Source organism: Phytomonospora sp. NPDC050363 (genome assembly GCF_040655735.1).
GTDB lineage: Bacteria > Actinomycetota > Actinomycetes > Mycobacteriales > Micromonosporaceae > Phytomonospora.
In genome coordinates this window covers 254,767-279,829 of record NZ_JBFAKK010000010.1, presented here as the reverse complement: position 1 = coordinate 279,829, position 25,063 = coordinate 254,767, and the positions used below count along the sequence as shown (strand labels likewise).

The following is a 25,063-nucleotide window of genomic DNA, read 5'->3' as shown; positions in this document are numbered from 1 at the left end:
GGGTCACGGTCGTCCTCCTGGGGGATAAGCGGGGTTGTCTTCGCCGCTCAGTCGCCCGGATCCCCCCGGCCCGGTGGCGAGGTCGGCGGCCCGTACCGCTCCTCCTTCGCCGGCGACACCCAGAGCGGCCGGAAGGGCGGCTAGAAAGATGTCCACGTGGTCGCGGGTGATGACCAGTGGAGGCGCCAGGCGCACCGCGTTGGGGCGCAGGGCGTTGGCGAGGATGCCGTTGGCGCGCAGGCCGGCCTCGACCTCGGCGGAGCGGTCGTCGGTCAAGACGATCGCGAGCCACAGTCCCCGGCCGCGGACGCCCTTGACGCCCGGGAGGTTCAGGGCGGTGATCCCGTCGGCGAGGTGGCGGCCGATGTTGGCGGCGTTGGCGAGCAGGCCGTCGGCGTCGATGGTGTCGAGGACCGCGAGCGCGGCGGCGGCGCAGACGGGGTTGCCGCCGAAGGTGGAGCCGTGGTCGCCTTTGGCGAACAGGGTCCCGTGCTCGCCGAAGGCGAGGCAGGCGCCGATGGGGAGGCCGCCGCCGAGGCCCTTGGCGAGGGTGAGGACGTCGGGGACGACGTCTTCGTGCTGGTGGGCGAACCATGCGCCGGTGCGGCCGATGGCCGACTGGATCTCGTCGAGGACGAACAGGGCGCCGGTCTCGTCGCAGATCGCGCGGGCGGCGGCGAGGTAGCCGGCCGGGGGTGGGACGACGCCCGCCTCGCCCTGGGTGGGTTCGAGGAAGACCGCGGCGCAGTCGGTGGTGACGGCGGCTTCGAGGGCCTCGGCGTCGCCGTAGGGGACGAAGCGCACGTCGATGCCGAAGGGCCCGAACTGTTCGCGGATGGCGGCCTTGCCGGTGATCGACAGGGCGCCGAGGGTGCGGCCGTGGAAGCCGTCCTCTGCGGCGACGATGTAGCCGCGGCCGGTGTTCTTGCCGTACTTGATGGCCAGCTTCAGGGCGCACTCGTTGGCCTCGGTGCCGCTGTTGGCGAAGAACACCTTGGCGGGCGCGCCGACCAGTGAGCGCAGCTTCTCGGCGAGCAGGACCTCGGGTTCGTTGATGAACAGGTTCGAGGTGTGCGCGAGGGTGGCGACCTGGTCGCCGACCGCTTTGATCAGGGAGGGGTGGGCGTGGCCGAGGCTGGACACGGCGATGCCGCCGATGAAGTCGAGGTAGACGTTGCCGTCGGCGTCGGTGACGTGGCAGCCGCTGCCGCCGGCCAGGGTCAGCGGAGGGACGCCGTAGTTGGGCATGAACGCCGCCTCGTAGCGGTCCCTCATGACCTGGTTCTGCTCGGTGAGGTTCATGACGGCACCACCATGGTTCCGGTCCCTTCGGAGGTGAAGATCTCGAGGAGGATGGAGTGGGCGAGGCGGCCGTCGATGACGTGCGCCTGGGGCACGCCGCCCTTGACGGCGCGCAGGCAGGCCTCCATCTTCGGGACCATCCCGGCCGACAACCGCGGGAGCAGTTCGGCGAGCTGGTCGGCGGTGATCTGGCTGATGAGGCTCGCGGTGTCGGGCCAGTCGGAGTAGAGGCCGGCGACGTCGGTGAGGACGACCAGCTTCTGCGCGCCGAGGGCGGTGGCCAGCGCGGCGGCGGCGGTGTCGGCGTTGAGGTTGTGCAGGACGCCGTCGACGTCGGGCGCGACGGTGGAGATGACCGGGATGCGGCCGGCCTCGATGAGGTCGGTGATCGCGGCGGTGTTGACGTTGGCGACGTCGCCGACCTGCCCTACGTCAACGGCCTCGCCGTCGACGTAGGCGTGCCGGCGCTCGGCGGTGAGCAGGCGGGCGTCCTCTCCGGACATGCCGACGGCGAAGGGGCCGTGCTCGTTGATCAGTCCGACGAGTTCGCGTCCGACCTGGCCGACGAGGACCATGCGGACCACTTCGGCCGACTCGGCGGTCGTGACGCGCAGGCCGCCCTTGAACTCGCTCTCGATGCCGAGGCGGTCGAGCATCTTCGAGATCTGCGGGCCGCCGCCGTGAACGATGACGGGTTTGAGCCCGGCGTAGCGCAGGAAGACCATGTCGGCGGCGAAGGAGGCGCGCAGGGCGGGGTCGGCCATGGCGTGCCCGCCGTACTTGACGACCACGATCTTGCCGTGGAAGCGCGTGAGCCAGGGAAGGGCCTCGATGAGGGTGTGCGCCTTGGCGAGCGCGTCGTCCATGTCGGTCATGACGAGTACGCCGAGTTCTCGTGCACGTAGGCGTGCGAGAGGTCGTTGGTCCAGATCGTGGCCGTCGCGTCGCCGGCGTGGAGGTCGACGGTGATGACGACGTCGCGCTCCTCCATGTCGACCAGCGATCGGTCCTCGGCCGCGGCGCCCTTGCGGCATACCCATACGCCGTTGACGGCCACGTCGAGCTCGTCGGCGTCGAAGGCGGCGTCGGTGGTGCCGACGGCGGCCAGGATCCGGCCCCAGTTCGGGTCCTTGCCGAACAGCGCGGTCTTGACGAGGTTGTTGCGGGCGATGGATCGTCCGACGGTGACCGCATCGTCCTCGGTGGCCGCGTTGACGACCTCGATCTCGACGTCCTTCGTGGAGCCCTCGGCGTCGGAGAGGAGCTGCTGGGCGAGGTCCTCGCACGCGTGGGTCAGGATCTCGGTGAACAGGTCCGGGTCCGGCGCGACGCCCGAGGCGCCCGAGGACAGCAGCAGGACGGTGTCGTTGGTGGACATCGCGCCGTCGGAGTCGAGGCGGTCGAAGGTGAGGCGGCAGGCCTCGCGCAGGGCGGAGTCGGCCGTCTCGGCGGTGATCTCGGCGTCGGTGGTGAGCACGACGAGCATCGTCGCCAGACCCGGCGCGAGCATGCCGGCGCCTTTGGCCATGCCACCGACGCCCCAGCCGTCCTGCGACCAGGTGACCGACTTCGGTTTGGTGTCAGTGGTCATGATCGCCTCGGCGGCCGCGCCGCCCAGGTCCGCCGACAGCTCCTTGACGGCCTGCTCGGCACCGCTCAGCACGGCGTCCATGGGCAGGAACTCGCCGATGAGCCCGGTGGAGCAGACGGCGACCTCGGCGGCGCCGATGCCCAGGAGCTCGGCGACCTTCTCGGCGGTGTGGTGGGTGTCGGCGAAGCCCTTGGGGCCGGTGCAGGCGTTGGCGCCGCCGGAGTTGAGGACGACGGCGGTCAGCTGCCCGTCGGACAGGACCTGGCGGCTCCATTTGACCGGGGCGGCGTGGACGCGGTTGGCGGTGAAGACGCCGGCGGCCACCCGGGAGGGGCCGTCGTTGACGACGAGGGCGAGGTCCTTGGCGCCGGACGACTTGATGCCGGCGGCGACTCCGGCGGCGCGGAAGCCGTCGGGGAAGGTGATGGTCACGGTGCTACTCCGTTGATGGCGAGGCCGGTGGTCTCCGGCAGGCCGAGCATGAGGTTGGCGCACTGCACGGCCTGACCGGCCGCGCCTTTGCCCAGGTTGTCGATCGCGGAGACGACGATGATGCGTCCCGCGTCCTTGTCCACGGTGGCTTGCAGGTGGGCGGAGTTGGTGCCGTACGTCGCCGCCGTGTGCGGCCACTGCCCTTCGGGCAGGACGTGCACGAAGGGCGCGTCGGCGTATGCCGCCTGTAGTGCCTGCCGGACCTCGTCGGAAGACAGGCCCGGCCTCGTCGGTCGGGCGGTCACCGTGGCCAGAATGCCTCTCGGGAGTGGTGCGAGCACCGGTGTGAAGGACAGCGACGCGGCGCCGCTGGCCTGCTTGATCTCGGGGGTGTGCTGGTGCGTGCCGACCTTGTACGCCGAAACGTCGCCCATGACCTCGCTGCCGAGCAGGTTGGCCTTCGGGGTCCGGCCCGCGCCGGAGGTGCCCGACGCGGCCACCACGACGACGTCTGCGGGCTCGGCGAGCCCTGCGTCGATGACGGGGCGCAGCGCGAGGGTGCTGGCCACGACGTAGCAGCCGGTGGCCGCGACCCGGTCCGACGCTGCGATCGCCGCCCGCTGACCGGGAAGCTCGGGAAGGCCGTAGGTCCAGGCGCCGGCGTGCTCGCCGCCGTAGTAGGCCGACCAGGCGGCGGCGTCGGTGAGGCGGTGGTCGGCGCCGAGGTCGACCACCTTCACGTGCGCGGGCAGTTTCCTGGCGATCGCGGCCGACTCGCCGTGCGGGAGCGCGAGGAAGACGAGGTCGGCGTCGGCGAACGCCTCGGGGGTCGCGCGGTCGAAGTCACGACCGGCGAGGCTGATCAGGTGCGGGTGGACCGAGATGATCGGAGCACCGGCCTGGCTGTGCGCGGTGAGTGGGCCGAGTTCGAACTCGGGGTGCCCGACGAGCAGGCGGAGCAGCTCGCCTCCGGCGTATCCGCTTGCCCCGGCGACCGCCACGCGCGTGCCCATGTTCTTCCTCCAGGAGGAGCCGACTGAATGAGTATGCGGACCACTGTATCTCAATCCACTCAGGCGTCTCATTCGGATATCCCGTGGCGCCCATCACATGGTGCACAACGAACGGCCCCGCCGACCGTCACCGGTCGGCGGGGTTCTTTTCCTTATGTATATGTACCGGCGCGAGGCCCCGGCGTCAGTTGGCGGAGGCCTTGGCCTTCACCTTCGCCAGGTCCTGCACGATCGTGGCGACCTTGCCCTCGCCCGCGGTGAACATCGTCGGGTAGGCGCGAATGCCGACGGCCGACTGGACGGCGCCACTGACCGGCTCCTCACGGACCACGACGGCGAGGTTCTGGAGCGCGGTGACCATCGGCACCGCGTCCTCCTCGGAGCCGGCGATGACCGCCAGGACGCTCTTCTTGGGCAGCTCACCGCTGTCGAGCATCTCCACCAGCTTCGGCAGCTTCTCCTCGCACGGGCCGCAGCCGGGGCTCATCACCGACACGAGCGCGAAGGAGTCGAGGTCGGCCCGCGCGACGGGCGTCTCGTCGACGGCGGTGGTGGAGAACTCCTCGATAGGGTCGCCCACCGAGGGGCCACCGGGGCCGGACATGTCGCCGATCCCGGCCAGCTGGGTCGTGTGCTCGCGCAGCCGTCGGATGACCCCGACGGTCAGGAGCAGGTTCAAGGTGGCGATCGCGCCTACCAGCACTACCGCGGCGACGAGAAAGGGCATGACTTTTCCTCCGTGAGGGGTGTCCACATAGCTGGGTGAGGATCGGTTGCAGTAAAGCGCATGCGGTCACGTTCAGCAACCCGGCGCGGCGCCCGAAAGCCCCGCACCGGGCCGGGCGTTCAGCAGGTGCCGAGCCTGTGGGTCTTGCCGCAGGCGTCCACGAAGTAGCTGACGTGGTCCTGGCAGTAGTACTGAGCCTCGCCGATACAGGCCGCCTCGGCGCGGCCCCGCGGCGCGAGCCCTCCCAGCAGCGCGTCGGCGAGCCTGGTGATCATCCTCATGGAATCGCTCCCAACTGAAGGTGGATCCGTCCGTGCACAACGATGATCACCGTAGACACCGAGCGCATACGCAACCGCATACGCTCTGTCCACTCCGGACGGTGCCGACGCAGCCCGAGGCATTGACGCGTCGTCCGAAACGCCGCTAGATTGGCGCCGGTAAATTGATCAATGGCCTGGGGAGGCTTTCGTTGACGATTCGTTTTCGGCTCCTCGGACCTATCGAGGTCACGGGGATGCGCGGAGAGAGCGTCGTCTTCGACCGGGGTAAGCGAGCGGTACTTCTGGCGCTGCTGTTGCGGCAGGCAAACCGCCGTGTGTCGCTGGGAACTGTCGTCCAGACGCTCTGGGAGAAGGAACCGCCTGAATCCGCGCAGGCCAACGTACGGACGTACGCCTCGCAACTGCGAGCCGCACTCTGCCGCGTTGGCATGCCTCGACTGGAGTCGCCACGCGGGTCGTACCTGCTGCGTGTCGACTGTGGAGAGTCCGATGTGGAGATATTCGCCGAAGCCGTGGCCGCCGCAGACGCGGCGATAGCCACGGCGCGGCTGCCCGACGCGCAAGACCACCTGCGCCGCGCGCTCGACGTGTGGCGCGGTCAGGCCGCCGACGGCTTAACAGGTCACGGTCCGCTCAAGTTGGCGCTCGACGCGCTCGACGAGCAGCGGGCCGCGACCGTCGAGAAGTACGCCGCGGTCTGCCTTCGACTGGCCGACCGCAATCCGTCCCAGACTTCGTCCTCACCGATCCCCCACCTGCGGATGCTGCTCGCCGAGCAGCCGCTGCGAGAGAACGCCTGGCTCCTGCTCATGCGCTCCCTCGCCGACACCGGAGACCGGGCGGGCGCGCTGGCCGCCTACGGGTCCGCGCGGCAGGTACTGCGCCGCGAACTCGGTCTGGAACCCTCCGTGGAACTCCGCCGCGCGCAGGAAGAGATCCTGCACGCCTGACCCCGCACTCAGATCGGCCGACGACGGTGCCCCGGACGTGTTCGTCCGGGGCACCGCGCCGAGTGCGCCACCCACGTGGCATGCTTCCGCCCGCCGCACCGTCCCGGCCGACGATGGGAAGAAACCGTGGCGTTCAACCTCAGCAGCACCACCGACATCGAGGCGAGCCCGCATGAGATCTGGGCCGTCCTGTCCGACCTCTCCGCCTGGAGCGAGTGGAATCCCTTCATCTTCTCCGCCACAGGCGAACCCGTCGTCGGCTCCACACTCACCCTCAAGATGCGCGACACCCAGGGCGGCGAGATGACCTTCACCCCGAAGGTCCTGGTCGCCGACGCGCCCGGCGAACTGCGCTGGCTCGGACGCCTCCTCATGCCCGGCGTCTTCGACGGCGAGCACCTGTTCACCCTCACCGACCTCGGTGACGGGCGCACCCGCCTGACCCAGAGCGAGAACTTCAAAGGGCTGCTCGTCCCCTTCATGACCAAGCGACTGCGGGAGCGCACCGGCCCGCAGTTCGAGGCGATGAACGCCGCGCTCGCCGCGCGAGTCGCCGCCGTTCGGGGCTGAGCCGGACGCGAAAAGGGGCGCCACCGGATCGAACCGGTGGCACCCCTTCGTCGCCTCGCGGGTCAGACGGCCCGCAGTGCCGCCCCGACGCGCTCGGCGGCCACCGCGACGGCGGCATCGCGCGCGGCGACGGCCTCCTCGGCGGTCAGCGTGCGGTCCTCGGCGCGGAAGGTGAGCTTGTAGGCGAGGGACTTGCGGCCCTCGCCGAGCTGCTCACCGGAGAACACGTCGAACAGCTCGATGTCCTCCAGCAGTTCGCCCGCGCCCTCCGACAGCGCCCGCGCGACCTCCGCCGAAGGCGTGGAGGCCGCGACGACCACCGCGACGTCGATGCGCGCCGGCGGGTAGATCGACACGCTCGGGGCCCGGACGGCCTCCGGCAGCGGCAGGGCGTCGAGATCGAGTTCCATCGCGCAGGTGCGGCGGGGCAGTTCGAGGGCCTCGATCACCTCGGGGTGGAGCTCGCCGGCGTACCCGACGACGCGGCCGTCGAGCACCAGCTCGGCGCAGCGTCCCGGGTGCCACGGCGCGTACTCGCCCTGGCGCACGGTCAGCTCGATCCCGCCGGAGCGGGCGACGGTGTGGGCCGCGGCGACCGCGTCGGTCCAGTCGGCGGCGCGCCCGGGGCCCCACCATCCGGCCGGCTCGAAGTCCCCGGCCAGGACCACGGCGACGTGCCGCGGCTGCTCGGGCATGATCGCGGCGATCTGCGCCAACTCCTCGTCGGAGGGACGCCGGTCGACGGCCGGTTCGGGGACCGGCAGCTCCTCGGCGCCCTGCTTCGGGTGGAAGACCAGACCCGCCTCGTAGAGCGCGAGATCGCGGTGTCCCCGCCCGATGTTGCGCTTGAGCGCGCCGAGCAGCGGCGGGAGCAGCGAGGTGCGCAGCTCCGGCTCGGCGGCCGAGATCGGGTTGGCGATGCGCAGCGCCCGGCGTCGCGGGTCGTCGGCGCCGAGCCCGAAGGCGTCGTGCGCCTCCGGCGCCACGAAGGGGTAGCAGAGGGTCTCGACGTAGCCGGCCTCGGCGAGCGAGCGCCCGACCGAGCGCCGCCGGCGCTGTTCGGCGGTCAGTCCCCGGCCCGGGGTGGCGTTCGGGAGTTCGCCTTCGAGCGCGTCGTAGCCGCGGACCCGGATGATCTCCTCGGCGTAGTCGGCCGGGTCGGTCAAGTCCGGGCGCCAGCTCGGCGCGGTGACGGTGAGCTCGGCGCCGTCGACGGCGACCTCGCAGCCGACGGTCCGCAGCGCCTCGACGGTCTCCTCGACGGTGTAGTCGATACCCGCGAGGCGGGCGGCGAGACCGGCGGAGATGGTGTCCGGCGTGCGGGGGCGGCGGTTGTCGATGTCGGTGACGTGCTCTTCGAGCACACCGCCGCCGTACTCGACGAGCAGTTCGGCCGCGCGGGTCGCCGCGACGGCGCACAGCGCGGGGTCGGTTCCGCGTTCGAAGCGCTTGCCCGCCTCGCTGACAAGCTTGTGACGGCGGGCGGTGCGCGCGATCGACACCGGCTCCCAGTTGGCGGCCTCGAACAGCACCTCGGTGGTGTCGTCGGCGACCTCGCTGGTGGACCCGCCCATGACACCGGCCAGCGACGTCACGCCGGAGTCGTCGGCGATGACGATGTCCTCGGGATCGAGGACGCGCTGGACGTCGTCGAGGGTGGTGAGCTTCTCCCCCGGATGGGCGCGGCGGACCACGAGCGTGCCGCGCAGCGCGGTGCGGTCGAAGGCGTGCAGCGGCTGGCCGAGTTCGAGCATCAGGTAGTTGGTGATGTCGACGGCCAGCGAGATCGGGCGCATCCCGGCGTGGGTGAGGCGGCGCTGCATCCACTGCGGGGACTGCGCCTTCGGGTCGACACCGGTGACGGCGCGCAGCACGAAGCGCGGGCAGGCCTCGGTGTCCTCGACCCGCAGCGGGTACGGTCCCTCGGCGGTCACGGTCCCGGGCACGGTCAGCTCGGCCGGGTCGCGGTAGTCGACACCGAGCGACTGCGCGACCTCGCGGGCGACGCCGCGCACGGAGAAGCAGTAGCCCCGGTCGGGGGTGACGTTGACCTCGAAGACGACGTCGTCGAGGCCGACCACCGGGCGCGCGTCGTCGCCGACGGCGGCGTCCACGTCGGACGGCAGGACGATGATGCCCTCGTGCTCGTCGGATACGCCCAGTTCACGCGAGGAGCAGATCATCCCGTCGGACAGGCGCCCGTAGGTCTTGCGCGAACCGATCGCGAAACCGCCGGGCAGGACCGCACCGGGCAGCGCGACGACCACCAGGTCGCCCTCGGCGAAGTTGCGGGCCCCGCAGATGATGCTGCGCGGCTCGGCCTCGCCGACCTCGACGAGGCAGTGCCGGATCGGCTTCTTGAACTCGGTGAGCTCCTCGACGCTCGCGACCCGCCCGACGACCAGCGGTCCGGTCACCTTCTCGCGCAGGTCCTCGACCGACTCGGTCTCCAGGCCGGCGCGGACCAGCGCGGTGTCGACCTCCAGCGGGGTCGCCCCGGCCGGGATAGCGGCGTACTCGCGCAGCCAGGAAAGCGATACGCGCATCAGATCTCCATTCCGTAGGCGCGCGCGAACCGCACGTCGCCTTCGACCATGTGCCGCATGTCGGTGACGCCGCTGCGCAGCATCAGGGTGCGCTCGATGCCCATCCCGAAGGCGAAGCCGGTGTAGACGTCGGGGTCGATCCCGCAGGCGCGCAGGACGCGCGGGTTGACCATGCCGCAGCCGCCCCACTCGATCCAGCGCGGCCCGTCGCGGTGGCCGGGCCACCACAGGTCGAGTTCGGCGCTGGGCTCGGTGAAGGGGAAGTAGGAGGGGCGCATGCGGGTGGTGATGTCGGCGCCGATCATCTCGCGCGCGAAGTGCTCCAGCGTTCCGCGCATGTGCCGCATGGTGATGCCCTTGTCGATCACCAGACCCTCGACCTGGTGGAAGACCGGCGTGTGCGTCGCGTCGAGCTCGTCGGTGCGGTAGACCCGCCCGGGGCAGACGACGTAGATCGGCGGTTCCCGGTCGAGCATCGTGCGGATCTGCACCGGCGAGGTGTGCGTGCGCAGAACGAGGTCCTTCGACACCTGCCGCGAGGCGGTCTCCAGGTAGAAGGTGTCCATCATCTGCCGCGCCGGGTGGTCGGGGCCCATGTTGAGCGCGTCGAAGTTGTACCAGGAGGACTCGACCTCCGGGCCTTCGGCGATCTCGTAGCCCATCCCGATGAAGAGGTCCTCGACCTGCTCGCCGAGCAGCGTCAGCGGGTGACGCGCGCCCTGCGGGCGCCGGTCGGCGGGCAAGGTGACGTCGACGGTCTCCTCGCGCAGCACGCGCGCGGCCCGTTCGGCCTCCAGCACCTCGCGGCGGGCGTCGAAGGCGGCCTGGATCGCCTGGCGCGCCTGGTTGACGTTCTTGCCGGCGTCGGCCTTCGCGGCAGGGGGAAGCGCGCCGATCTCGCGCCGCGCGAGCGACACCGCGGCGCGGTCACCGAGATGCAGGTGCTTCACCGCCGCCAGCGCGTCGAGGTCGGCGGCTTCACCGAAGGACTTCTCCGCCTCGTTGACGGCCCGCTCGAGAGCGGCCGGATCGAGGAGGGCGACCTGCTTAGGGTCATACGGATCATTGCGGTACGTCATGGCTCACTCTCGTAAAGACACCCGGTGGGGCAGTCTAGGACCTGGCTGGACGCGCGGCTGCGCCGCCTGCCCGCCGGTGTTGAGAGGAGCCCTACGTGTTCGCTACCGCAGCGGCCCGCCACCGGCGGGCCCGCTAAACCACGGCGTCATGCGCCGGTGGCCGCGAGCGGCGACGGCGGACGATACGGGAGCGGGATAGGACACGCGTGAAGTGTAGCGGGTCCGTGCGCGGCCGACGCCGCGTCCACCATGCGAGCGGCCGCGACCTCGTGGCCGCAACGATCTCCGGCTTCTAGCCCTGCTGCGCGCGAGCGCTGGTGTACAGGCAGATCGCCGCTGCGGCGGCGAGGTTCAGGCTCTCCGCGGCCCCGAAGATCGGGATCTTCACCCGCAGGTCGGCCGCCTCGGCCATCTCCGGCGGCAGGCCGTGCGCCTCGGAGCCGAACAACCACGTCGTCGGCGCGGCCAGCCCGCCCTCGTCAGCGAGTGTGTGCAGGTCGGTGTCGCCGTACGCGTCAGCGGCGAGGACTCTCGTGCCCGCCGAGCGAAGGGTCTTCAGCAGCTCCGCCGGATCTCCCCCGCGCACGACCGGGACGTGGAACAGGCTTCCCGCCGCCGAACGGACGCACTTGCCGTTGTACGGATCGACGGTGTCGTCGGGGAAGACCACCGCACCCGCACCCGCCGCGTCGGCGGTGCGCAGGATCGTCCCGGCGTTCCCGGGATCGGAGATGCCCGCGAGCATCACCGCCAGACGCGGGGAGGCCGGCAGGGAGACGTCGACGTAGCCGCACACCGCGACGAGGCCTTGCGGCTGCACGGTGTCGCACAGGGCCGCGAGGGCCGCGTCGTCCACGGTGGACACGCGCTCGGCCTCCGCGGCGAGTTCGGCGTGACGGCCCAGGGCCTCGGCGGTGCCGAACAGCTCCGTGACGGCCCCGGCGCGCAGTGCCTCGCGGACCGACTGCGGTCCCTCGGCGAGGAACTCGCGACGGGCGTCGCGGTTGCGGCGCCGCAGAAGTTTGCGGGCATTGATTACCCGGGGGGTCCGTACCGTGTACGGATCCACCCCGGGTGAATGATCCTGCATGCGCCTAGGCGTTGACAGCCGGCAGCGACTTGCGGGCGACCTCGACCAGCGCGGTGAACGCGGCGGCGTCGGTCACGGCCAGGTCGGCGAGGACCTTGCGGTCCACCTCGACACCGGCGAGGGTCAGGCCCTGCATGAACCGGTTGTAGGTCATGCCGTTGGCGCGGGCCGCCGCGTTGATACGCGTGATCCACAGCCGACGGAACTCGCCCTTGCGAGCGCGACGGTCCCGGTAGGAGTAAGTGAGCGAGTGGAGCAGCTGCTCCTTCGCCTTGCGGTACAGGCGGGAACGCTGGCCGCGGTAACCGCTGGCGGCCTCCAGAACGGAGCGGCGCTTCTTCTGGGCGTTGACTGCCCGCTTAACACGTGCCACGGGTGTATCTCCTCATCACGACCGCCCGGACTGTCTCCGGACGACCTGGGTTGATGCTCTCGACTTGATGCGGGGTCAGAGCCCGAGCATCCTGCGGATCCGCTTCTCGTCGCCCTTGGCGACCTCGACGGTCCCGTCAAGCTTGCGGGTCAGCGTCGAGGGCTTGTGCTCAAGGTAGTGGCGGCGGTTCGCGCGCTGGCGCAGAAGCTTCCCGGATCCGCTGATCTTGATCCGCTTGCCCATGCCACTGTGGCTCTTCATTTTCGGCATTGTGCCGTTACTCCTCGGGGTTGTTACTCGACGGCTGCCGGAGCCTCGGCGGCTTCCGCCTCCGCCTCCGCCTTGGCGGCGGCCGGCGTCTGCTTGGCCCGGTGCGGCGCCATCACCATGATCATGTTCCGGCCGTCGAGGCGAGGCATCGACTCGACGAGACCGAACTCCTCCACGTCGGAGGCGAGCCGTTCCAGCAGGCGCTTGCCCATTTCGGGGCGGCTCTGCTCACGGCCGCGGAACATGATCGTTACCTTGACCTTGTCGCCGGCCTTCAGGAACCGCAGGACGTGACCCTTTTTGGTCTCGTAGTCATGCGTGTCGATCTTGAGCCGGAGCTTCATCTCTTTGATGACGGTCTGTTGCTGGTTGCGCCGAGCCTCGCGCGCCTTGAGCGCGGCCTCGTACTTGTACTTGCCGTAGTCCATGAGTTTGCACACCGGTGGGCGTGCCATGGGCGCAACCTCGACCAGATCCAGGTCAACATCGGCAGCCAGCTGCAGGGCCTGGTCGAGGGAAACGATCCCGACCTGTTCTCCCTGCGGACCGACGAGCCGGACTTCCCGTGCCCGGATCTGCTCGTTCACGCGCGCGTCGCTGATGGGGCCTCCTTGAGTCTGCGAATACACCGTTGGTCTCTAGACGACCGTCGCGAAGCAGGGCTCAACCCCAAAAGAACAAGGCCCCAGGCGCTGAGAAGCGCTTGAGGCCCGCTCGACCGGTAGCCGTGCACGAGAGTGCGCGGCTATGCCCGTACGGACGTCTGTTTCAGACGCCTAGTACGAACGACCGGACCCGGCTGCCTATTCCTGGAAAACCAGACGGCTGCTCGGGTGGGAGCGGGGCTCCGCTTGCGACATCACGGCGAACTACGTGCCTAACCCGGCGCATGACCGGATGCATCACAAAGACACCGACGATGTGGTCGACACCTAAGAGTACCAGGTCAGTTCTCTCCACGTGCGGTGGCCAGCATCGCGCGCAGCGTGCGCACCGCCTCGACGGCCTCGCCCTTGTCGACGGCCTGGATCGCCATCACCGACACCTCGTCGTCGTCTTCGAGTTCGAGGCTCGCCCAGGAGGCACCGCGCTCGAAGCGGACCGCACGCACGACCTGCCAGGGCAGGTCGTAGCCGCCGACGACGTTGCGGACGTGCACGCCCTTGGCGTCGGCGCGGATCACCGGCCGCGTGAACAGCAGGATCAGCGCGGCGCCCAGCAGGCCGAGCACGACCATCGCAACCTGGTCGGCGGGCTCGAACACCCCGCCGCCGTCGGTCGGGCCGGTCAGCCCGATCGCGAGGAGGCTGAAGGCCACCACGACCACGACGGCGGCGATCCAGCAGGCCCGCCGCGCGCGGCGAGGGCGGAAGGTGACGGTCTCGGGTGTTTCCACGCCCCGAGTCTCCCCGATCGTCGCGCCGCTCATCTACACGCCCTCCTCGGCTGTCAGGTAACGCCGCAGGACGTCGGCGCACTCGCCGATCAGCGGGATCTCGACCCGCTCGTCCTGCTTGTGCGCCAGGTTCGGGTCGCCGGGTCCGTAGTTGACCGCGGGGATACCGAGCGCGGCGAAGCGCGCCACGTCGGTCCAGCCGAGCTTGGCGGCCGCCGGGCGGCCTACGGCGGCCAGGAACTCCTTGGCGGCGGGAGCGTCGAGGCCGGGCAGCGCGCCGGGCGCGCTGTCGACGATGGTGACGTCGAGGCCGGCGAACACCGCGCGCACGTGCGCCTCGGCGGCGGCGAGGTCGCGGTCGGGGGCGAAGCGGAAGTTGACCTGCACTACGCATTCATCGGGGACGACGTTGCCGGCCACTCCCCCGTTGATGAACATCGCGTTGAGGCCTTCGTGGTAGTCACAGCCGTCGATGGTGACCTTGCGGGCCTCGTAGCGGTCGAGGCGGTTGAGCACCTCGGCGGCGGCGTGGATGGCGTTGCTGCCCAGCCAGCTGCGTGCGGCGTGCGCACGAACGCCGCTGGTGCGGATGTCGGCGCGCATCGTCCCCTGGCAGCCCGCCTCGACGGCCGCGTAGGTCGGCTCCAGCAGCAGCGCGAAGTCCGCGGCGAGCCACTCGGGACGGGTCGCGGCGATCCGGTTGAGCCCGTTGCGCTCGGCCTCGATCTCCTCGCAGTCGTAGAACGCGAAGGAGAGGTCGTGGCGCGGCCGCGTGACGGTCGCCGCGAGGTGCAGGGCGATGGCGGTGCCCGACTTCATGTCGGAGGTACCGCAGCCCCACATGATGTCGCCCTCGGTGCGAGAGGGGAAGTTGTCGTGCAGCGGCACGGTGTCGGTGTGCCCGGCGAGCATGACCCTGCGGGGCAGCCCGAGGTTCGTGCTGGCGAAGACCACGTTGCCGTCGCGTTCGACGTTCAGGTGTCCGAGTCCGGCGAGGGCCTCGACGATCGCGTCGGATATGGCGTCCTCGTCGCCCGACACCGACTCGATGTCGACGAGGGCGCGGGTGAGGGCGACGGGATCGGCAAGGGTCTTTTCGTCAAGTACGGCCACAACTGATCACGATACGCGCAGCCGGTCGGCGCCAGGTCGCGCCACTCGCCTCTTGAAAATCTCCTTCACGGCGACGAAGCTGTGAGGAGTTTTCCTACAACCACACCCCTGGTCCTGAAGGGATCCACCCCATGACCTCCAGTGATCTGACCCGCCGGCGCCTGTTCAAGGCGTCCCTGGCCACCGCGGCCGTGTCGGTCGCGGGCGCCGGACTGGCCCTCCCCGGTTCCGCGCAGGCCCATCCGGGCAGGTTCCCCGACATCCTCGGCTGCGACGCGTGGGGCGCCCGCCCGCCGTCGAGTCCCCTGTCGGCCAGCGCCATCGCCACGAACAAGATCATCGTCCACCACATGGCCTTCCCCAATGTGACCGACTACTCCCGCGAGCAGGCGATCAAGCTGGCCAAGGACTGCCAGGACCTGCACATGGACGGCAACGGCTGGTCCGACACCGGCCAGCATTTCACCGTCAGCCGCGGCGGCTACATCATGGAGGGCCGCCGGGGCAGCCTCGACGCCCTTCGCAACGGCGCCAACCAGATCGTCTCGGCGCACTGCCCCGGCGAGAACGGCCGCTCCATCGGCATCGAGAACGAGGGCACCTACGTCACCGAGACGCCCCCGGAAGAACTCTTCGACTCGCTGACCGCGCTGTGCGTCGCGATCTGCCGCAAGTACGGCCTGCACGCCCACGACATCTTCGGCCACTGGGACTACCGGTCGACGCTGTGTCCGGGCGCCGCCTTCTACCGGCAGTTCCCGAAGCTGCGCCGGGCCGTCGCCCGCAAGCTCGACACCGAGTGGCGCGACATCCCCGAGCGCCGCTGGCCCGACACCTGGCGCTTCGTCGGCGGGCCGGTCGTGCGCGTCGCGCAGTACCTGCTCAAGGCCAAGGGCTACGAGGTGCCCTTGGACAGCGTGTTCGGCGCCGCGACCGTCGCGGCCGTGCAGGACTGGCAGTCGCGCAACAACATCCCCGTCGACATCGACGCCACCCTCACGCCGGAGACCTGGGAGACCCTCGCCCCGGAGCTCGGGCGCCACGACACCGGCCTGCCCGTCGAGGCGATCCAGTTCATGCTCAACGGCAAGGGCTACGCCGACGTCGCCATCACCGGCGCCTTCGACGGCGCCACCAAGGACGCACTCCAGGACGTGCAGCGACTGCACGGACTCCCCCGCAACGGCAAGGTGTCGATGAGCACCTGGTGCGCCGTCGTCGGCGGGGTCGTCCGCAAGGCGTTCTAGGGCTTGTCCCGGCGGCGGGGCGGGCGGCGATCCTGGGGCCGCCCGTCCCGCAGCGGCGGCCGCGCGGGTGCGTCCGCGCGGCCGCCGGGGACGCCTTAAGTCCCCTCGCGCCGGTCATCTGACCGATTCGAGACCCCGCCGAACTCCATACCGTTGCGTCACACGCGATCGACCAGCGGAAACGGAGTTCGTCATGGCTTTCACAGCGGCCGTCGTCGGCGGCGGAATCGGCGGCCTCACCCTCGCCCAAGGACTGCGGCGGGCGGGTGTGCCCGTCCAGGTCTTCGAGCGGGACCGCACCAGTCGCGAACGCCTTCAGGGCTATCGCGTCCATATAAGCCCGAAGGGATGCCGGGCGCTCCACGAATGCCTGCCCGAGCATCTGTACCGGGAATTCGCCGAGACCGCCGGCAAGCCCAACACCTCACTGGGCTTCTACGACGAGCGGCTGCGGCGGCTGCTCGTCCTCGGAGACGACAACCCGGCGGCCGACCACTACGTCGACGGCTACAAGTCGGTCGACCGGATGGCGCTGCGCAAGGTGCTGCTGTCCGAGCTCGACGACGTGGTCGCCTTCGGCAAGAGGTTCGAGGCCTACAGCGAGCTGCCCGGCGGGCGGGTCCGCGCGCACTTCGCCGACGGCAGCCACAGCGACGCCGATCTGCTCGTCGCCGCCGACGGCGCCGGCTCGCGAGTGCGCGAGCAGCGCCTCCCGCACGCACCCCGGCTCGACACCGGCGCCTTCACCATCTCCGGGAAGGTCCCGCTGACCGAGCGGACGCGGGAACTGCTGCCGGGGCAGCTGTTCGCCGGATCCGGAATGGTCTTCGGGCCCGGCGGGAAGGCCATGTTCCTGGCCGCGCACGAGTTCCGGGGCGAGCGCGCCGGCCCGGCGGCGGATCCGCTGCGGGACGAGACGGCCGACTACGTCATGTGGAACTTGGTGACGACGTGGGACAAGGTCGGTGAGCGCGCGGCGGTGACGGGTCTGGAGCCGTGGGCGCTGCTGGATCTGGCCATGTCGGCGGTCGACGGGTGGCATTCGGGGCTGCTCGACCTGATGGCGCTGAGCGATCTGGGGACGGTGATGGTGTACCCGTTCACGGTGGCGACACTGGTCGGGCCTTGGGCGCCGAGCAACGTGACGCTGCTGGGGGACGCGGTGCACTGCATGCCGCCGACGGCGGGCGCGGGGGCGAACACGGCGATCGTGGACGCCGGCGAGTTGTGCCGGGCGATCGAGTCGGTCGTGAGCGGGAAGCGCGACCTGACCGCGGCGGTCGGCGACTACGAGGCGAAGATGCGCGGGTATGCGTTCCCGACCGTGAAGGCGGCGTTGCGGAACCTGCGGTCGGGCGTGAGCGACAGCGCGTTCTCGCGGGTGATGACGCGGGCGGTGTTCCGCACGATCGACCGGGTGGGGCCGATGCGCCGGAGGATGTCCGAGGCGATGACGCGGTGAGGGGGCGCGGGGGCCGCCGCCGGGGCGGGCGGCGGCCTTCTCGCGTGGTGGTTCCCTAAACCCCGGCGCGGCCTGCGGCCGGACACCACCACCGCGGCGGCCGTGATGAGCACGCCCGCGACGACCCATGGCGAGGGCGGGTTGCCGGTGCGGACGACGTCGAGGGCGAGCGCGCCGGTGAGTTGTCCGGCGAGGCCGCCGAGTCCGCTGCGGAGGACGCCGAGGCGGGCGATGGAGAGCACGGCGGCGGTGACCACGAAGGGGCCGACGAGTCCGCCCGCGTAGAGCCAGGGTTCGGTGGGGAGACCGTTCCAGGGGATGACGCCGGCGAGGCGCAGCGGGGTGAAGACGATCAGCACCGTGAGGGTGCCGACGGTGAAGTTGACCATGCCGGTGGAGAAGGGCTGTCGGGAGATGACGGTGAGGCGGGCGTTGAGGGCGCCCTGCGCGGCAAGGCCCATGCCCATGACGGCGACCAGGGGCAGGAGCCACCAGGCGCTGTCGGCGCTGAAGCCGCGGCCGAACTGGGCGACGAGGACGGCGACGACGGCGAGCGCGGTGCCTAGTACGCGCCAGCCGGTGACGTTGACGCGGCCGTTGGGACCGAGGCCGGCGCGGTCGGCGAGGAGGCCGCCGCCGGTCTGTCCGCAGACCTGGCCGACCGTGAACAGGGCGACGCCGATGAGGGGGACGGTGAAGGCCCCGGTGAACAGGAACACGGCGCCGAAGGCGCCGCCGATGTAGACCCACCAGCGTTGGGGCTGGTGGCGGATGCGGGCGAGGCCGCGTCGGGTGGCGGGGACCGTGATCAGGATCGCCAGGAGCAGTACGCCGCCGACGAGGTTGCTGACCAGGGCCGCCGAGAGGGGTGAGCCGACACGGAGTCCGAGTTCGGCGTTGAGGGCCGACTGGAGGGCGGTGGCCAGGCCGCCGGCGAAGGCGAGGCCGATGGCGACCAGTACGGGGACGGGCGGGCGGGCCGGTGGGACAACCTTGTCCCTTACGGCCGTGGTTCTAGCGGGCTCGCTTTCCGGCATGGGGGGCCTCCGGACAGGGGTGGGGGTGCGGCCCCCGCGCGCGAACGCGGGGGCCGGCGCGGGCCGGTCAGATCCGGCACGCGTGGATCTTGGTGACCAGGATGCCTCGCGCGCCGATCGCGTACAACTCGTCCATGATCCTTTGCACCTGCCGCGCCGGTGTCATCGCCTGTACGGCGACCCATCCTTCGCGGTGCAGGGGCGAGACGGTCGGCGACTCGATGCCCGGGGTCAGCGCGGTGGACTGCTCGACGAGTTCGGCGCGCACGTCGTAGGCGAGCATCACGTACTCGCGGGCGACGAGGACGCCGCGGAGACGTCGGACGAGCCCGTCGGCGGCTTCGCTGCCGGGAGCGTCGATCCGGCGGATCAGCGCGGCCTCCGACTTGAGCAGCGCGTCGCCGAAGGGTTCGAGGCCCGCCTGGCGCAGGGTGGCGCCGGTGGACACGACGTCGGCGACGACGTCGGCGACACCCAGGCCGACGGCGTTCTCGACGGCGCCGTCGAGGCGGATTACCTCGGCGGTGACGCCCTGTGCCTCCAGGTGCCGCGCGACCAGGCCCGGGTAGGACGTGGCGACGCGGCGGCCGTCGAGGTCGGCGAAGGTGGAGGCGGTCCCCGGCCGGGCGGCGTAGCGGAACACCGAACCGCCGAATCCCAGCGGGAGGACCTCCTCGGCGGGGGCACCGGAGTCGATCAGCAGGTCGCGGCCGGTGATGCCGAGGTCGAGGTCGCCCGAGCCGACGTAGGTGGCGATGTCGCGGGGACGGAGGTAGAAGAACTCGATGTCGTTGTCGGTGTCGACGCAGGTCAGGTCGCGCTCGGCGGGACGCTGCCGGTATCCGGCCTCGGTGAGCATGACCGAGGCGGTCTGGGAGAGCGATCCTTTGTTGGGCAGGGCTACGCGCAGCACTTCGGCTCCTTGGAGACGTTCACGGTGATCGGTGGCGGGGGCGGCCGTCACAGATGTCGGTAAACGTCCTCAAGGGACAGTCCGGTGGCGATCATGAGGACCTGGGCGTGGTAGAGGAGCTGGGAGATCTCCTCGGCGGCCCGTTCCCTGCCCTCGTGTTCGGCGGCCATCCAGGATTCGGCGGCCTCCTCCACGAGCTTCTTGCCGATCGCGTGCACGCCGGCGTCCAGGGCCGCAACGGTGCCGGATCCGTCGGGACGGGTCTCGGCCTTGCGCGCCAGTTCGGCGAACAGCTGGTCGAAGGTCTTCACGGTCGACCAGCCTACGTCGCCTCGGTGGCGGCTCCCGTACGGCCCTGGACTGCCCACAACCTGGGACGTCACCGCACCGCGCGCAGGGTCACGGCTGCGTCGAGGGCGGCGATGGTCGCCCCCCAGCCCTTGTCCTCGGACGAGTCGGTGAAACCAGCGCGGTCGCGGGCCTGCTGAAGGGTGTCGACGGTGAGGACGCCGTGCGCGACGGGCGTCGACTCGTCGAGCGCGATGCGCGTCAGCCCGTCGGTGACCGAGCGGCACACGTAGTCGAAATGCGCGGTGTCGCCGCGGACGACCACTCCCAGCGCCACGACGGCGTCGCAACGGCGGGCGAGGGCCTGGGCGACCACCGGGATCTCCACCGAGCCCTCGACGTGCGCGGTGACCACGTCGACGACCTTGCTGGCGTCGGCGGCGGCGAGCGCGCGGTCGAGCATCTGCCCGGTCAGGTCGGCGTGCCAGCGCGTCACGACAACGCCGAGGCGCAGGCCGGAGGCATCGACGGTGGTGAGTTCGGGCGTTCCGGAACCGGCCATCACACGGCCTCCTTCAGGTCGTCGAGCTTCAGATCGTCCAGCAGATGCCCCATGCGGTCGCGCTTGGTCCGCAGGTAGGCGAGGTTCTCCGGGTGGGCGTGCACGGGCAGCGTCACCCGGCCGAGCACGCGCAGGCCGAAGCCCTCGATCCCGGCGCGCTTGTCGGGGTTGTTGGTCAGCAGCCGCATCGACTTCACGCCCAGGTCGGCGAGGATCTGCGCGCCGGTGCCGTAGTCGCGGGCGTCGGCGGGCAGGCCCAGGTCGAGGTTGGCGTCCACGGTGTCGCGGCCGGCGTCCTGGAGTTCGTAGGCCTTGAGCTTCTGGAGCAGGCCGATGCCGCGCCCTTCGTGGCCGCGCATGTAGAGCACGATCCCGCGGCCCTCGTCGGCCACGGCCCGCATCGCGGCGTGCAGCTGGGGACCGCAGTCGCAGCGCAGGGAAGCGAAGGCGTCGCCGGTGAGGCACTCGGAGTGGACGCGGACGAGGACGTCCTCCCCGTCACCGATCTCGCCGTGCACGAGCGCGACGTGCTCGCCGTCGGCGCCACCGGCGGCGGCGCCGGGCTCGGCGTAGCCGACGGCCCGGAAGATCCCGTGCTCGGTGGGCAGGCGGGTCGTGGCGACGCGCTCGACGGTCCGCTCGGTCCGGCGCCGGTAGTCGACCAGGTCGACGATGCTGATCAGCGCGATGTCGTGCTCGTCGGCGAACTCGCGCAGGTCGCCCAGGCGCTTCATGGTGCCGTCGTCGTTGACCATCTCGCACAGCACGCCGGCCGGGCGAAGGCCCGCCATGACGGCGAGGTCGATGGCGGCCTCGGTGTGGCCGGGCCGGCGCAGCACTCCCCCGGGCACCGCCCGCAGGGGCACCACGTGGCCGGGTCGGGTGAAGTCGGCGGGTTTGGCGTCGGGATCGGCGAGGAGGCTGATCGTGTGCGCCCGGTCCTTGGCCGAGATGCCGGTGCTCTCGCGGTCGGCGGCGTCGACGGTGACCGTGTAGGCCGTACCGCGGCTGTCCTGGTTGGTGTGGAACTGGGGCGGCAGGTCGAGCCGGTCGGCGTCCTCGGGCATGAGCGGGGCGCAGATGTAGCCGGAGGTGTAGCGGACCATGAAGGCCAGCAGCTCCGGGGTCGCCTTCTCGGCGGCGAAGATGAGGTCGCCCTCGTTCTCGCGGTCCTCGTCGTCGACGACGATCACGGCCCGGCCTGCGGCGATGTCGGCGACGGCGCGCTCGATGTCGTCGAGCCCCGCATGCGGGTTGGCGTCGGCGCTCATGCCGCGATCCCCTCTCGGGCGGCCAGCAGCTTCTCCACGTGCTTGGCGAGGATGTCGACCTCGAAGTGCACGGGGTCTCCGACGGTCTTGACGCCCAGCGTCGTCAGCGCGAGCGTGGTCGGGATCAGTCCGACGGTGAACTCGTCGCCGCCGATGGAGACCACCGTCAGCGAGACACCGTCGATGGTGATCGACCCCTTCTCGACGATGTACTTCGCCAGCCCTTCGGGAAGCCGGAAGTGGACGGTCTCCCAGCCCTCTTCCTGCCGGCGTTCGAGGATCTCGCCGACTCCGTCGACGTGGCCCTGCACGATGTGACCGCCCAGGCGGGTGGCCATCGTGGCGGCCCTTTCCAGATTGACCCGGTCTCCGGGTACGAGCGCTCCGAGCGCCGTGCGGGCGTAGGTCTCGCCCATCACGTCGACGCCGAAAACATCACCGTCCACATCGGTCACGGTGAGGCAGACGCCGTTGACGGCGATCGAGTCGCCGTGCTTCGCGTCGGAGGCGACGTCGCGGCCCCGGATGCCCAGACGTGCGGGTTCTACGGCGACGATCTCGCCGAGCTCTTCGACGATGCCAGTGAACATGTGGCCCTCCACCTGTCAAATCGGGCACACGTACAGGCGGGGAAATACCGCTGACACCGGCCGAGCCCGAAGAAGGGCCTGCCGCCCCGGAAGGGACGTGCCGGTGTCGCGCGCGCCAACTACCATCCGGACTTTGACCGTCGGTCCTGGACTCTCACCAGGTCCACCGGTTACTGGAGGCAACCGGGTCGCGGACTTCGAGGCTCGAAGAGGCCTCGTTACCGCCGGTTCGGAATTTCACCGACCCCGCCAGCGCGCATGCTGGTCTGCCGACGAGTCTTCCACGGTGACGGGGTTCGATGCCGCGCGAGGTGAGGAGTTTCACTGCCTCCCGGAGTCGAGGACCGCCGCGAGCTTGGCCGCCGCGCCTTCGTCGAGCCAGGCGCGCAGGGTCCGCAGGCGGGGGAACTCCGCGCGCAGCGCCGCGATGTCGACCACCGTGCTCGCACCCGCGTTGAGGGCCTCGTACCCGCGGGCGGCCTCGGCGTTGGCCGCGCGCAGCTCCTCGATGGGGATCTGCTGGAAGGGCACCTCTCTGCCGAGGCCGCGGCTGAGCTCCGCGGCGACCTGCGGCGAGGTCAGGACGTCACCCGCAAGCTCGATGGTCCGCCCGTCATGGCGCGCGGGGTCGGCGAAGGCGGCGCCCGCGACGTCGGCGATGTCGTCGACGGCGATCAGGTGGAGCGCGATGTGCGGCAGGGCGGCCGAGGTGAGGGCTCCGCCGCCGCGCAGCCCGAAGAGCGGGTGCAGGTAGTTCTCCATGAAGGAGGCGGGACGAAGGACGGTGTGGGACAGGCCGGACTCGGCGAGGTGGCGTTCGATGCGCAGTTTCCCGGCCATGTGGACGATGCCGGTGTCCTTGTCGACGCCGATGGCCGAGGTGTAGACGAAGTGCCCGACACCGGCGTCCTTCGCCGCGTCGATCAGGCTCTCGCCGACGGCGACCTCGTCGAAATCGGCGGCGGCGCTGAAGTTGGCGACGGGCTGGACGCTGAAGACGCCGTCGACGCCCGACACCGCCGCGCGGACGGCGCCCGGGTCGGCCTGGTCGCCGGCGACGACGTGGGCTCCCCGTTCGGCGAGCCGGCGGGCGGCGGGCGAGTCGGTGTCGCGGGTGAGGGCGTGGACGGTGTGGCCGTCGGCGAGCAGGCGGGCGACGACGGCGCCGCCCTGCTGTCCGGTGGCGCCGGTGACGAGGATCTTCGACATGGTGTTCCTCCGCTGAGGGATAGAATCGGGTTCAGCAACCCGCTTCACTATACGGAATCACCGACCCGTTTAATCCGCCCGACCGGAGGTCCACGATCGTGACCGTCGACACACCTGACGCCGAAGGTCTGCGCGCCGACGCGCGAAGGAACCGAACCCGCGTCCTGGACGTGGCCTTGGAGACCTTCGCGGCCGAGGGCACGTCGGTGACGCTCGGCGAGATCGCCAGGCGCGCGGGGGTCGGCGCGGGCACCGTCTACCGGCACTTTCCCAGCAAGGAAAAGCTGTTCGAGGCCGTGATCACCCGGCGGACCAGCGAGATCACCGCCTGGGGCCGCGAGCTCTGCCGGCGTGAGGGCGACCCTGGTGACAGGTTCTTCGCCTTCTTCGAGCACGTGGTGAAGCACGGGGCCGTCAACCGCGCGCTGTGCGAAGGCTTCCACTCCCTGACCGGCGAGCACACGCTCCTCTCGGCGGAACTGTTCGACGACTACCTGGCGGTGCTGTCGGAGCTGCTCACAGCGGCCCAGGAGGCGGGCGTCGTGCGCGCCGACGTCGACCGCGACGACGTGCAGGCGCTGGTGGGAGGCACGGCGTCGATGGAGTTCGAGCGCCGCGCCTCCGACCGAAACGGCCTGCTCGCGCGGGTCGTGGCCGAAGGCCTGCGCGCCGACGTCACGAAACCCCTCACCGAATGGAGCGACCGTAACGAAACCACGGCCGCGAAACGTAACGAAACTCCGCCAGGTGCGGTGTGTGAACAGTGCGGCCGGGCCATCGAGGCGGCCCGTACCGGCCGGCCGGCTCGCTACTGCGGCCCCGCCTGCCGGCAGAAGGCCCACCGGGAGCGGCGCGCGTAGTCGATCTCATATCGGATCCGCAGCCGATCCGAAGCGCCGGACGGCAGTCTGATCGCGCCATCCACTTAGGAGGAAACACCGATGTCGCGATACGACTGGGGCCAGACCCACCCGGGGATCCAGCGCCTGGAGACCGCTATCGAGGAGACCCGCGACCGCGTGGTGGGACACCCCGTCTACGCCGCCCTTGACAACCACGACGCCCTCGTCACCTTCATGGAGCACCACGTCTTCGCGGTGTGGGACTTCATGTCGCTGCTCAAGTCCCTGCAGATCAACCTCACCAGCGTCGCCGTGCCCTGGCTGCCCACCAGCCACCGGGCCAGCCGCCACCTCATCAACGACATCGTCACCGTCGAGGAGAGCGACGAACTCGGCGAGGGCTACATCAGCCACTTCGAGCTCTACGTCGACGGCATGAAGGAGGCCGGGGCCGACACCACCGCCATCGAGGCCCTCATCGCGCTCCTGCGCGACGGCCGGTCGGTCGAGGACGCGCTGGTCGAGGCCGGCGTGCCCGCGCCATCGCTGGCCTTCTCCCGTGCCACCTTCGACTTCATCGAGACCCGCCCGGTCCACTGTCAGGCAGCGGCCTTCGCCTTCGGCCGCGAAGACCTCATCCCCGACATGTTCGCGCAGGTCGTGGCGATCAACGAGCGCGGCAACAGGCTCAACCTCTTCGTCGACTACCTGGAGCGGCACATCGAGGTCGACGGGGAGAAGCACACCCCCATGGCCATGCAGATGCTCGCCGACCTCTGCGGCGACGACGACGCCAAGTGGAACGAGTGTGCCGAGACCGTCAACTCCGCGCTGGCCGCCAGGGTCGCGCTGTGGGACGGGATCCTCGACGCGATCAAGTCGAGCTGATCCATGAGGCGGCGCGCC

The 25,063-nt window shown here is 70.6% G+C and carries 26 protein-coding genes, 1 pseudogene and 1 riboswitch; of the genes and pseudogenes, 6 read left to right on the top strand and 21 right to left on the bottom strand.

Features of this window, described 5'->3' with window-relative positions; translation table 11 throughout:
* Nucleotides 1–3: 3 nt before the first annotated feature.
* The 6 genes from AB0I28_RS26585 to AB0I28_RS26560 form a co-directional block, all read right to left on the bottom strand.
* Complete coding sequence (locus AB0I28_RS26585) at nucleotides 4–1,302, bottom strand: acetylornithine transaminase (RefSeq protein ID WP_357497711.1); 1,299 nt, start codon at nucleotides 1,300–1,302, stop codon at nucleotides 4–6.
* The gene (gene argB / locus AB0I28_RS26580) at nucleotides 1,299–2,177 is read right to left on the bottom strand and encodes an acetylglutamate kinase (protein WP_357497709.1); all 879 of its coding nucleotides are present in this window, start codon (nucleotides 2,175–2,177) and stop codon (nucleotides 1,299–1,301) included. Before argB ends, AB0I28_RS26585 begins: the two co-directional genes overlap by 4 nt.
* On the bottom strand, nucleotides 2,174–3,325 hold the full coding sequence (gene argJ, locus AB0I28_RS26575; RefSeq protein WP_357497707.1) for a bifunctional glutamate N-acetyltransferase/amino-acid acetyltransferase ArgJ: 1,152 nt from the start codon (nucleotides 3,323–3,325) through the stop codon (nucleotides 2,174–2,176). Before argJ ends, argB begins: the two co-directional genes overlap by 4 nt.
* The gene (argC, locus tag AB0I28_RS26570; RefSeq protein ID WP_357497705.1) at nucleotides 3,322–4,338 is read right to left on the bottom strand and encodes an N-acetyl-gamma-glutamyl-phosphate reductase; all 1,017 of its coding nucleotides are present in this window, start codon (nucleotides 4,336–4,338) and stop codon (nucleotides 3,322–3,324) included. Before argC ends, argJ begins: the two co-directional genes overlap by 4 nt.
* Before the next feature lie 184 nt (nucleotides 4,339–4,522).
* Complete coding sequence (locus AB0I28_RS26565) at nucleotides 4,523–5,065, bottom strand: hypothetical protein (RefSeq protein WP_357497703.1); 543 nt, start codon at nucleotides 5,063–5,065, stop codon at nucleotides 4,523–4,525.
* 119 nt (nucleotides 5,066–5,184) lie between these two features.
* A complete protein-coding gene (locus tag AB0I28_RS26560) occupies nucleotides 5,185–5,346 on the bottom strand; it encodes a hypothetical protein (RefSeq protein ID WP_357497701.1) in 162 nt (53 codons plus the stop codon).
* 236 nt (nucleotides 5,347–5,582) lie between these two features.
* Between AB0I28_RS26560 and AB0I28_RS26555 the strand changes: the two genes are divergently transcribed.
* Nucleotides 5,583–6,299, top strand: a complete 717-nt coding sequence (locus tag AB0I28_RS26555) for an AfsR/SARP family transcriptional regulator (protein ID WP_357497700.1) — start codon at nucleotides 5,583–5,585, stop codon at nucleotides 6,297–6,299.
* A 126-nt stretch (nucleotides 6,300–6,425) separates the two neighbouring features.
* On the top strand, nucleotides 6,426–6,869 hold the full coding sequence (locus AB0I28_RS26550) for an SRPBCC domain-containing protein (protein ID WP_357497698.1): 444 nt from the start codon (nucleotides 6,426–6,428) through the stop codon (nucleotides 6,867–6,869).
* Nucleotides 6,870–6,931: 62 nt separating this feature from the next.
* Here the strand turns inward: AB0I28_RS26550 and pheT are convergent, their stop codons facing one another.
* From pheT to dapE, 8 genes are all read right to left on the bottom strand, one after another.
* A complete protein-coding gene (gene pheT / locus AB0I28_RS26545) occupies nucleotides 6,932–9,415 on the bottom strand; it encodes a phenylalanine--tRNA ligase subunit beta (protein ID WP_357497696.1) in 2,484 nt (827 codons plus the stop codon).
* On the bottom strand, nucleotides 9,415–10,494 hold the full coding sequence (gene pheS / locus AB0I28_RS26540; protein WP_357497694.1) for a phenylalanine--tRNA ligase subunit alpha: 1,080 nt from the start codon (nucleotides 10,492–10,494) through the stop codon (nucleotides 9,415–9,417). Before pheS ends, pheT begins: the two co-directional genes overlap by 1 nt.
* A gap of 292 nt (nucleotides 10,495–10,786) precedes the next feature.
* Nucleotides 10,787–11,584, bottom strand: a complete 798-nt coding sequence (locus AB0I28_RS26535; protein ID WP_357497692.1) for an RNA methyltransferase — start codon at nucleotides 11,582–11,584, stop codon at nucleotides 10,787–10,789.
* A 4-nt stretch (nucleotides 11,585–11,588) separates the two neighbouring features.
* Nucleotides 11,589–11,957 (bottom strand): 50S ribosomal protein L20, encoded by a 369-nt coding sequence (rplT, locus tag AB0I28_RS26530; RefSeq protein ID WP_357497690.1) that lies wholly within the window; start codon nucleotides 11,955–11,957, stop codon nucleotides 11,589–11,591.
* A 75-nt stretch (nucleotides 11,958–12,032) separates the two neighbouring features.
* Nucleotides 12,033–12,227, bottom strand: a complete 195-nt coding sequence (rpmI, locus tag AB0I28_RS26525) for a 50S ribosomal protein L35 (protein ID WP_357497688.1) — start codon at nucleotides 12,225–12,227, stop codon at nucleotides 12,033–12,035.
* Between the two features lie 23 nt (nucleotides 12,228–12,250).
* Nucleotides 12,251–12,814: a translation initiation factor IF-3 gene (infC, locus tag AB0I28_RS26520; RefSeq protein ID WP_357497686.1), complete on the bottom strand. Its 564-nt coding sequence runs from the start codon at nucleotides 12,812–12,814 to the stop codon at nucleotides 12,251–12,253.
* A gap of 359 nt (nucleotides 12,815–13,173) precedes the next feature.
* Nucleotides 13,174–13,623 (bottom strand): PH domain-containing protein, encoded by a 450-nt coding sequence (locus AB0I28_RS26515; protein WP_357497684.1) that lies wholly within the window; start codon nucleotides 13,621–13,623, stop codon nucleotides 13,174–13,176.
* A gap of 33 nt (nucleotides 13,624–13,656) precedes the next feature.
* Nucleotides 13,657–14,736, bottom strand: a complete 1,080-nt coding sequence (gene dapE / locus AB0I28_RS26510; protein ID WP_357497682.1) for a succinyl-diaminopimelate desuccinylase — start codon at nucleotides 14,734–14,736, stop codon at nucleotides 13,657–13,659.
* A gap of 131 nt (nucleotides 14,737–14,867) precedes the next feature.
* Between dapE and AB0I28_RS26505 the strand changes: the two genes are divergently transcribed.
* Nucleotides 14,868–15,983, top strand: a complete 1,116-nt coding sequence (locus AB0I28_RS26505) for an N-acetylmuramoyl-L-alanine amidase (protein ID WP_357497680.1) — start codon at nucleotides 14,868–14,870, stop codon at nucleotides 15,981–15,983.
* Between the two features lie 193 nt (nucleotides 15,984–16,176).
* Nucleotides 16,177–17,238: pseudogene (locus AB0I28_RS26500) on the top strand (FAD-dependent monooxygenase); the annotation flags it as partial.
* 32 nt (nucleotides 17,239–17,270) lie between these two features.
* Here the strand turns inward: AB0I28_RS26500 and AB0I28_RS26495 are convergent.
* The 7 genes from AB0I28_RS26495 to AB0I28_RS26465 all read right to left on the bottom strand — a co-directional run bounded on the left by AB0I28_RS26495 (nucleotide 17,271) and on the right by AB0I28_RS26465 (nucleotide 23,315).
* Entirely contained in the window at nucleotides 17,271–18,482 is a 1,212-nt protein-coding gene (locus tag AB0I28_RS26495) for a DMT family transporter (protein WP_357497678.1), read from the bottom strand.
* Between the two features lie 67 nt (nucleotides 18,483–18,549).
* Complete coding sequence (hisG, locus tag AB0I28_RS26490) at nucleotides 18,550–19,395, bottom strand: ATP phosphoribosyltransferase (RefSeq protein ID WP_357497676.1); 846 nt, start codon at nucleotides 19,393–19,395, stop codon at nucleotides 18,550–18,552.
* A 47-nt stretch (nucleotides 19,396–19,442) separates the two neighbouring features.
* Entirely contained in the window at nucleotides 19,443–19,706 is a 264-nt protein-coding gene (locus AB0I28_RS26485) for a phosphoribosyl-ATP diphosphatase (RefSeq protein ID WP_357497675.1), read from the bottom strand.
* A gap of 68 nt (nucleotides 19,707–19,774) precedes the next feature.
* A complete protein-coding gene (ribH, locus tag AB0I28_RS26480; RefSeq protein WP_357497673.1) occupies nucleotides 19,775–20,245 on the bottom strand; it encodes a 6,7-dimethyl-8-ribityllumazine synthase in 471 nt (156 codons plus the stop codon).
* Nucleotides 20,245–21,516, bottom strand: coding sequence for a bifunctional 3,4-dihydroxy-2-butanone-4-phosphate synthase/GTP cyclohydrolase II (locus tag AB0I28_RS26475; protein WP_357497671.1), 1,272 nt, complete (start codon nucleotides 21,514–21,516; stop codon nucleotides 20,245–20,247). Before AB0I28_RS26475 ends, ribH begins: the two co-directional genes overlap by 1 nt.
* Complete coding sequence (locus AB0I28_RS26470) at nucleotides 21,513–22,106, bottom strand: riboflavin synthase (RefSeq protein ID WP_357497669.1); 594 nt, start codon at nucleotides 22,104–22,106, stop codon at nucleotides 21,513–21,515. The genes AB0I28_RS26475 and AB0I28_RS26470 overlap by 4 nt, the downstream gene beginning before the upstream one ends.
* Before the next feature lie 110 nt (nucleotides 22,107–22,216).
* Nucleotides 22,217–22,364: riboswitch (FMN riboswitch) on the bottom strand.
* A 63-nt stretch (nucleotides 22,365–22,427) separates the two neighbouring features.
* Nucleotides 22,428–23,315 carry an NmrA/HSCARG family protein gene (locus AB0I28_RS26465; protein WP_357497667.1) on the bottom strand — a complete coding sequence of 296 codons (888 nt, stop codon included), beginning with the start codon at nucleotides 23,313–23,315 and terminating at the stop codon, nucleotides 22,428–22,430.
* 98 nt (nucleotides 23,316–23,413) lie between these two features.
* On the opposite strand from AB0I28_RS26465, the gene AB0I28_RS26460 reads away from it, so the two are divergent.
* Together AB0I28_RS26460 and AB0I28_RS26455 are read left to right on the top strand one after the other, a co-directional pair.
* Complete coding sequence (locus tag AB0I28_RS26460) at nucleotides 23,414–24,175, top strand: TetR/AcrR family transcriptional regulator (protein ID WP_357497665.1); 762 nt, start codon at nucleotides 23,414–23,416, stop codon at nucleotides 24,173–24,175.
* Nucleotides 24,176–24,256: 81 nt separating this feature from the next.
* Nucleotides 24,257–25,045, top strand: coding sequence for a DUF3050 domain-containing protein (locus AB0I28_RS26455; protein WP_357497663.1), 789 nt, complete (start codon nucleotides 24,257–24,259; stop codon nucleotides 25,043–25,045).
* Nucleotides 25,046–25,063: the final 18 nt, after the last annotated feature.

Excerpts from the sequence above, each read along its gene's own strand:
- AB0I28_RS26585 (WP_357497711.1), bottom strand. The coding sequence starts at position 1,302 with ATGAACCTCACCGAGCAGAACCAGGTCATGAGGGACCGCTACGAGGCG.
- argB (WP_357497709.1), bottom strand. The coding sequence starts at position 2,177 with ATGACCGACATGGACGACGCGCTCGCCAAGGCGCACACCCTCATCGAG.
- argC (WP_357497705.1), bottom strand. The coding sequence starts at position 4,338 with ATGGGCACGCGCGTGGCGGTCGCCGGGGCAAGCGGATACGCCGGAGGC.
- AB0I28_RS26565 (WP_357497703.1), bottom strand. The coding sequence starts at position 5,065 with ATGCCCTTTCTCGTCGCCGCGGTAGTGCTGGTAGGCGCGATCGCCACC.
- AB0I28_RS26560 (WP_357497701.1), bottom strand. The coding sequence starts at position 5,346 with ATGAGGATGATCACCAGGCTCGCCGACGCGCTGCTGGGAGGGCTCGCG.
- AB0I28_RS26555 (WP_357497700.1), top strand. The coding sequence starts at position 5,583 with ATGCGCGGAGAGAGCGTCGTCTTCGACCGGGGTAAGCGAGCGGTACTT.
- pheT (WP_357497696.1), bottom strand. The coding sequence starts at position 9,415 with ATGCGCGTATCGCTTTCCTGGCTGCGCGAGTACGCCGCTATCCCGGCC.
- pheS (WP_357497694.1), bottom strand. The coding sequence starts at position 10,494 with ATGACGTACCGCAATGATCCGTATGACCCTAAGCAGGTCGCCCTCCTC.
- AB0I28_RS26535 (WP_357497692.1), bottom strand. The coding sequence starts at position 11,584 with ATGCAGGATCATTCACCCGGGGTGGATCCGTACACGGTACGGACCCCC.
- rpmI (WP_357497688.1), bottom strand. The coding sequence starts at position 12,227 with ATGCCGAAAATGAAGAGCCACAGTGGCATGGGCAAGCGGATCAAGATC.
- AB0I28_RS26505 (WP_357497680.1), top strand. The coding sequence starts at position 14,868 with ATGACCTCCAGTGATCTGACCCGCCGGCGCCTGTTCAAGGCGTCCCTG.
- AB0I28_RS26495 (WP_357497678.1), bottom strand. The coding sequence starts at position 18,482 with ATGCCGGAAAGCGAGCCCGCTAGAACCACGGCCGTAAGGGACAAGGTT.
- ribH (WP_357497673.1), bottom strand. The coding sequence starts at position 20,245 with ATGGCCGGTTCCGGAACGCCCGAACTCACCACCGTCGATGCCTCCGGC.
- AB0I28_RS26475 (WP_357497671.1), bottom strand. The coding sequence starts at position 21,516 with ATGAGCGCCGACGCCAACCCGCATGCGGGGCTCGACGACATCGAGCGC.
- AB0I28_RS26470 (WP_357497669.1), bottom strand. The coding sequence starts at position 22,106 with ATGTTCACTGGCATCGTCGAAGAGCTCGGCGAGATCGTCGCCGTAGAA.
- AB0I28_RS26465 (WP_357497667.1), bottom strand. The coding sequence starts at position 23,315 with ATGTCGAAGATCCTCGTCACCGGCGCCACCGGACAGCAGGGCGGCGCC.
- AB0I28_RS26455 (WP_357497663.1), top strand. The coding sequence starts at position 24,257 with ATGTCGCGATACGACTGGGGCCAGACCCACCCGGGGATCCAGCGCCTG.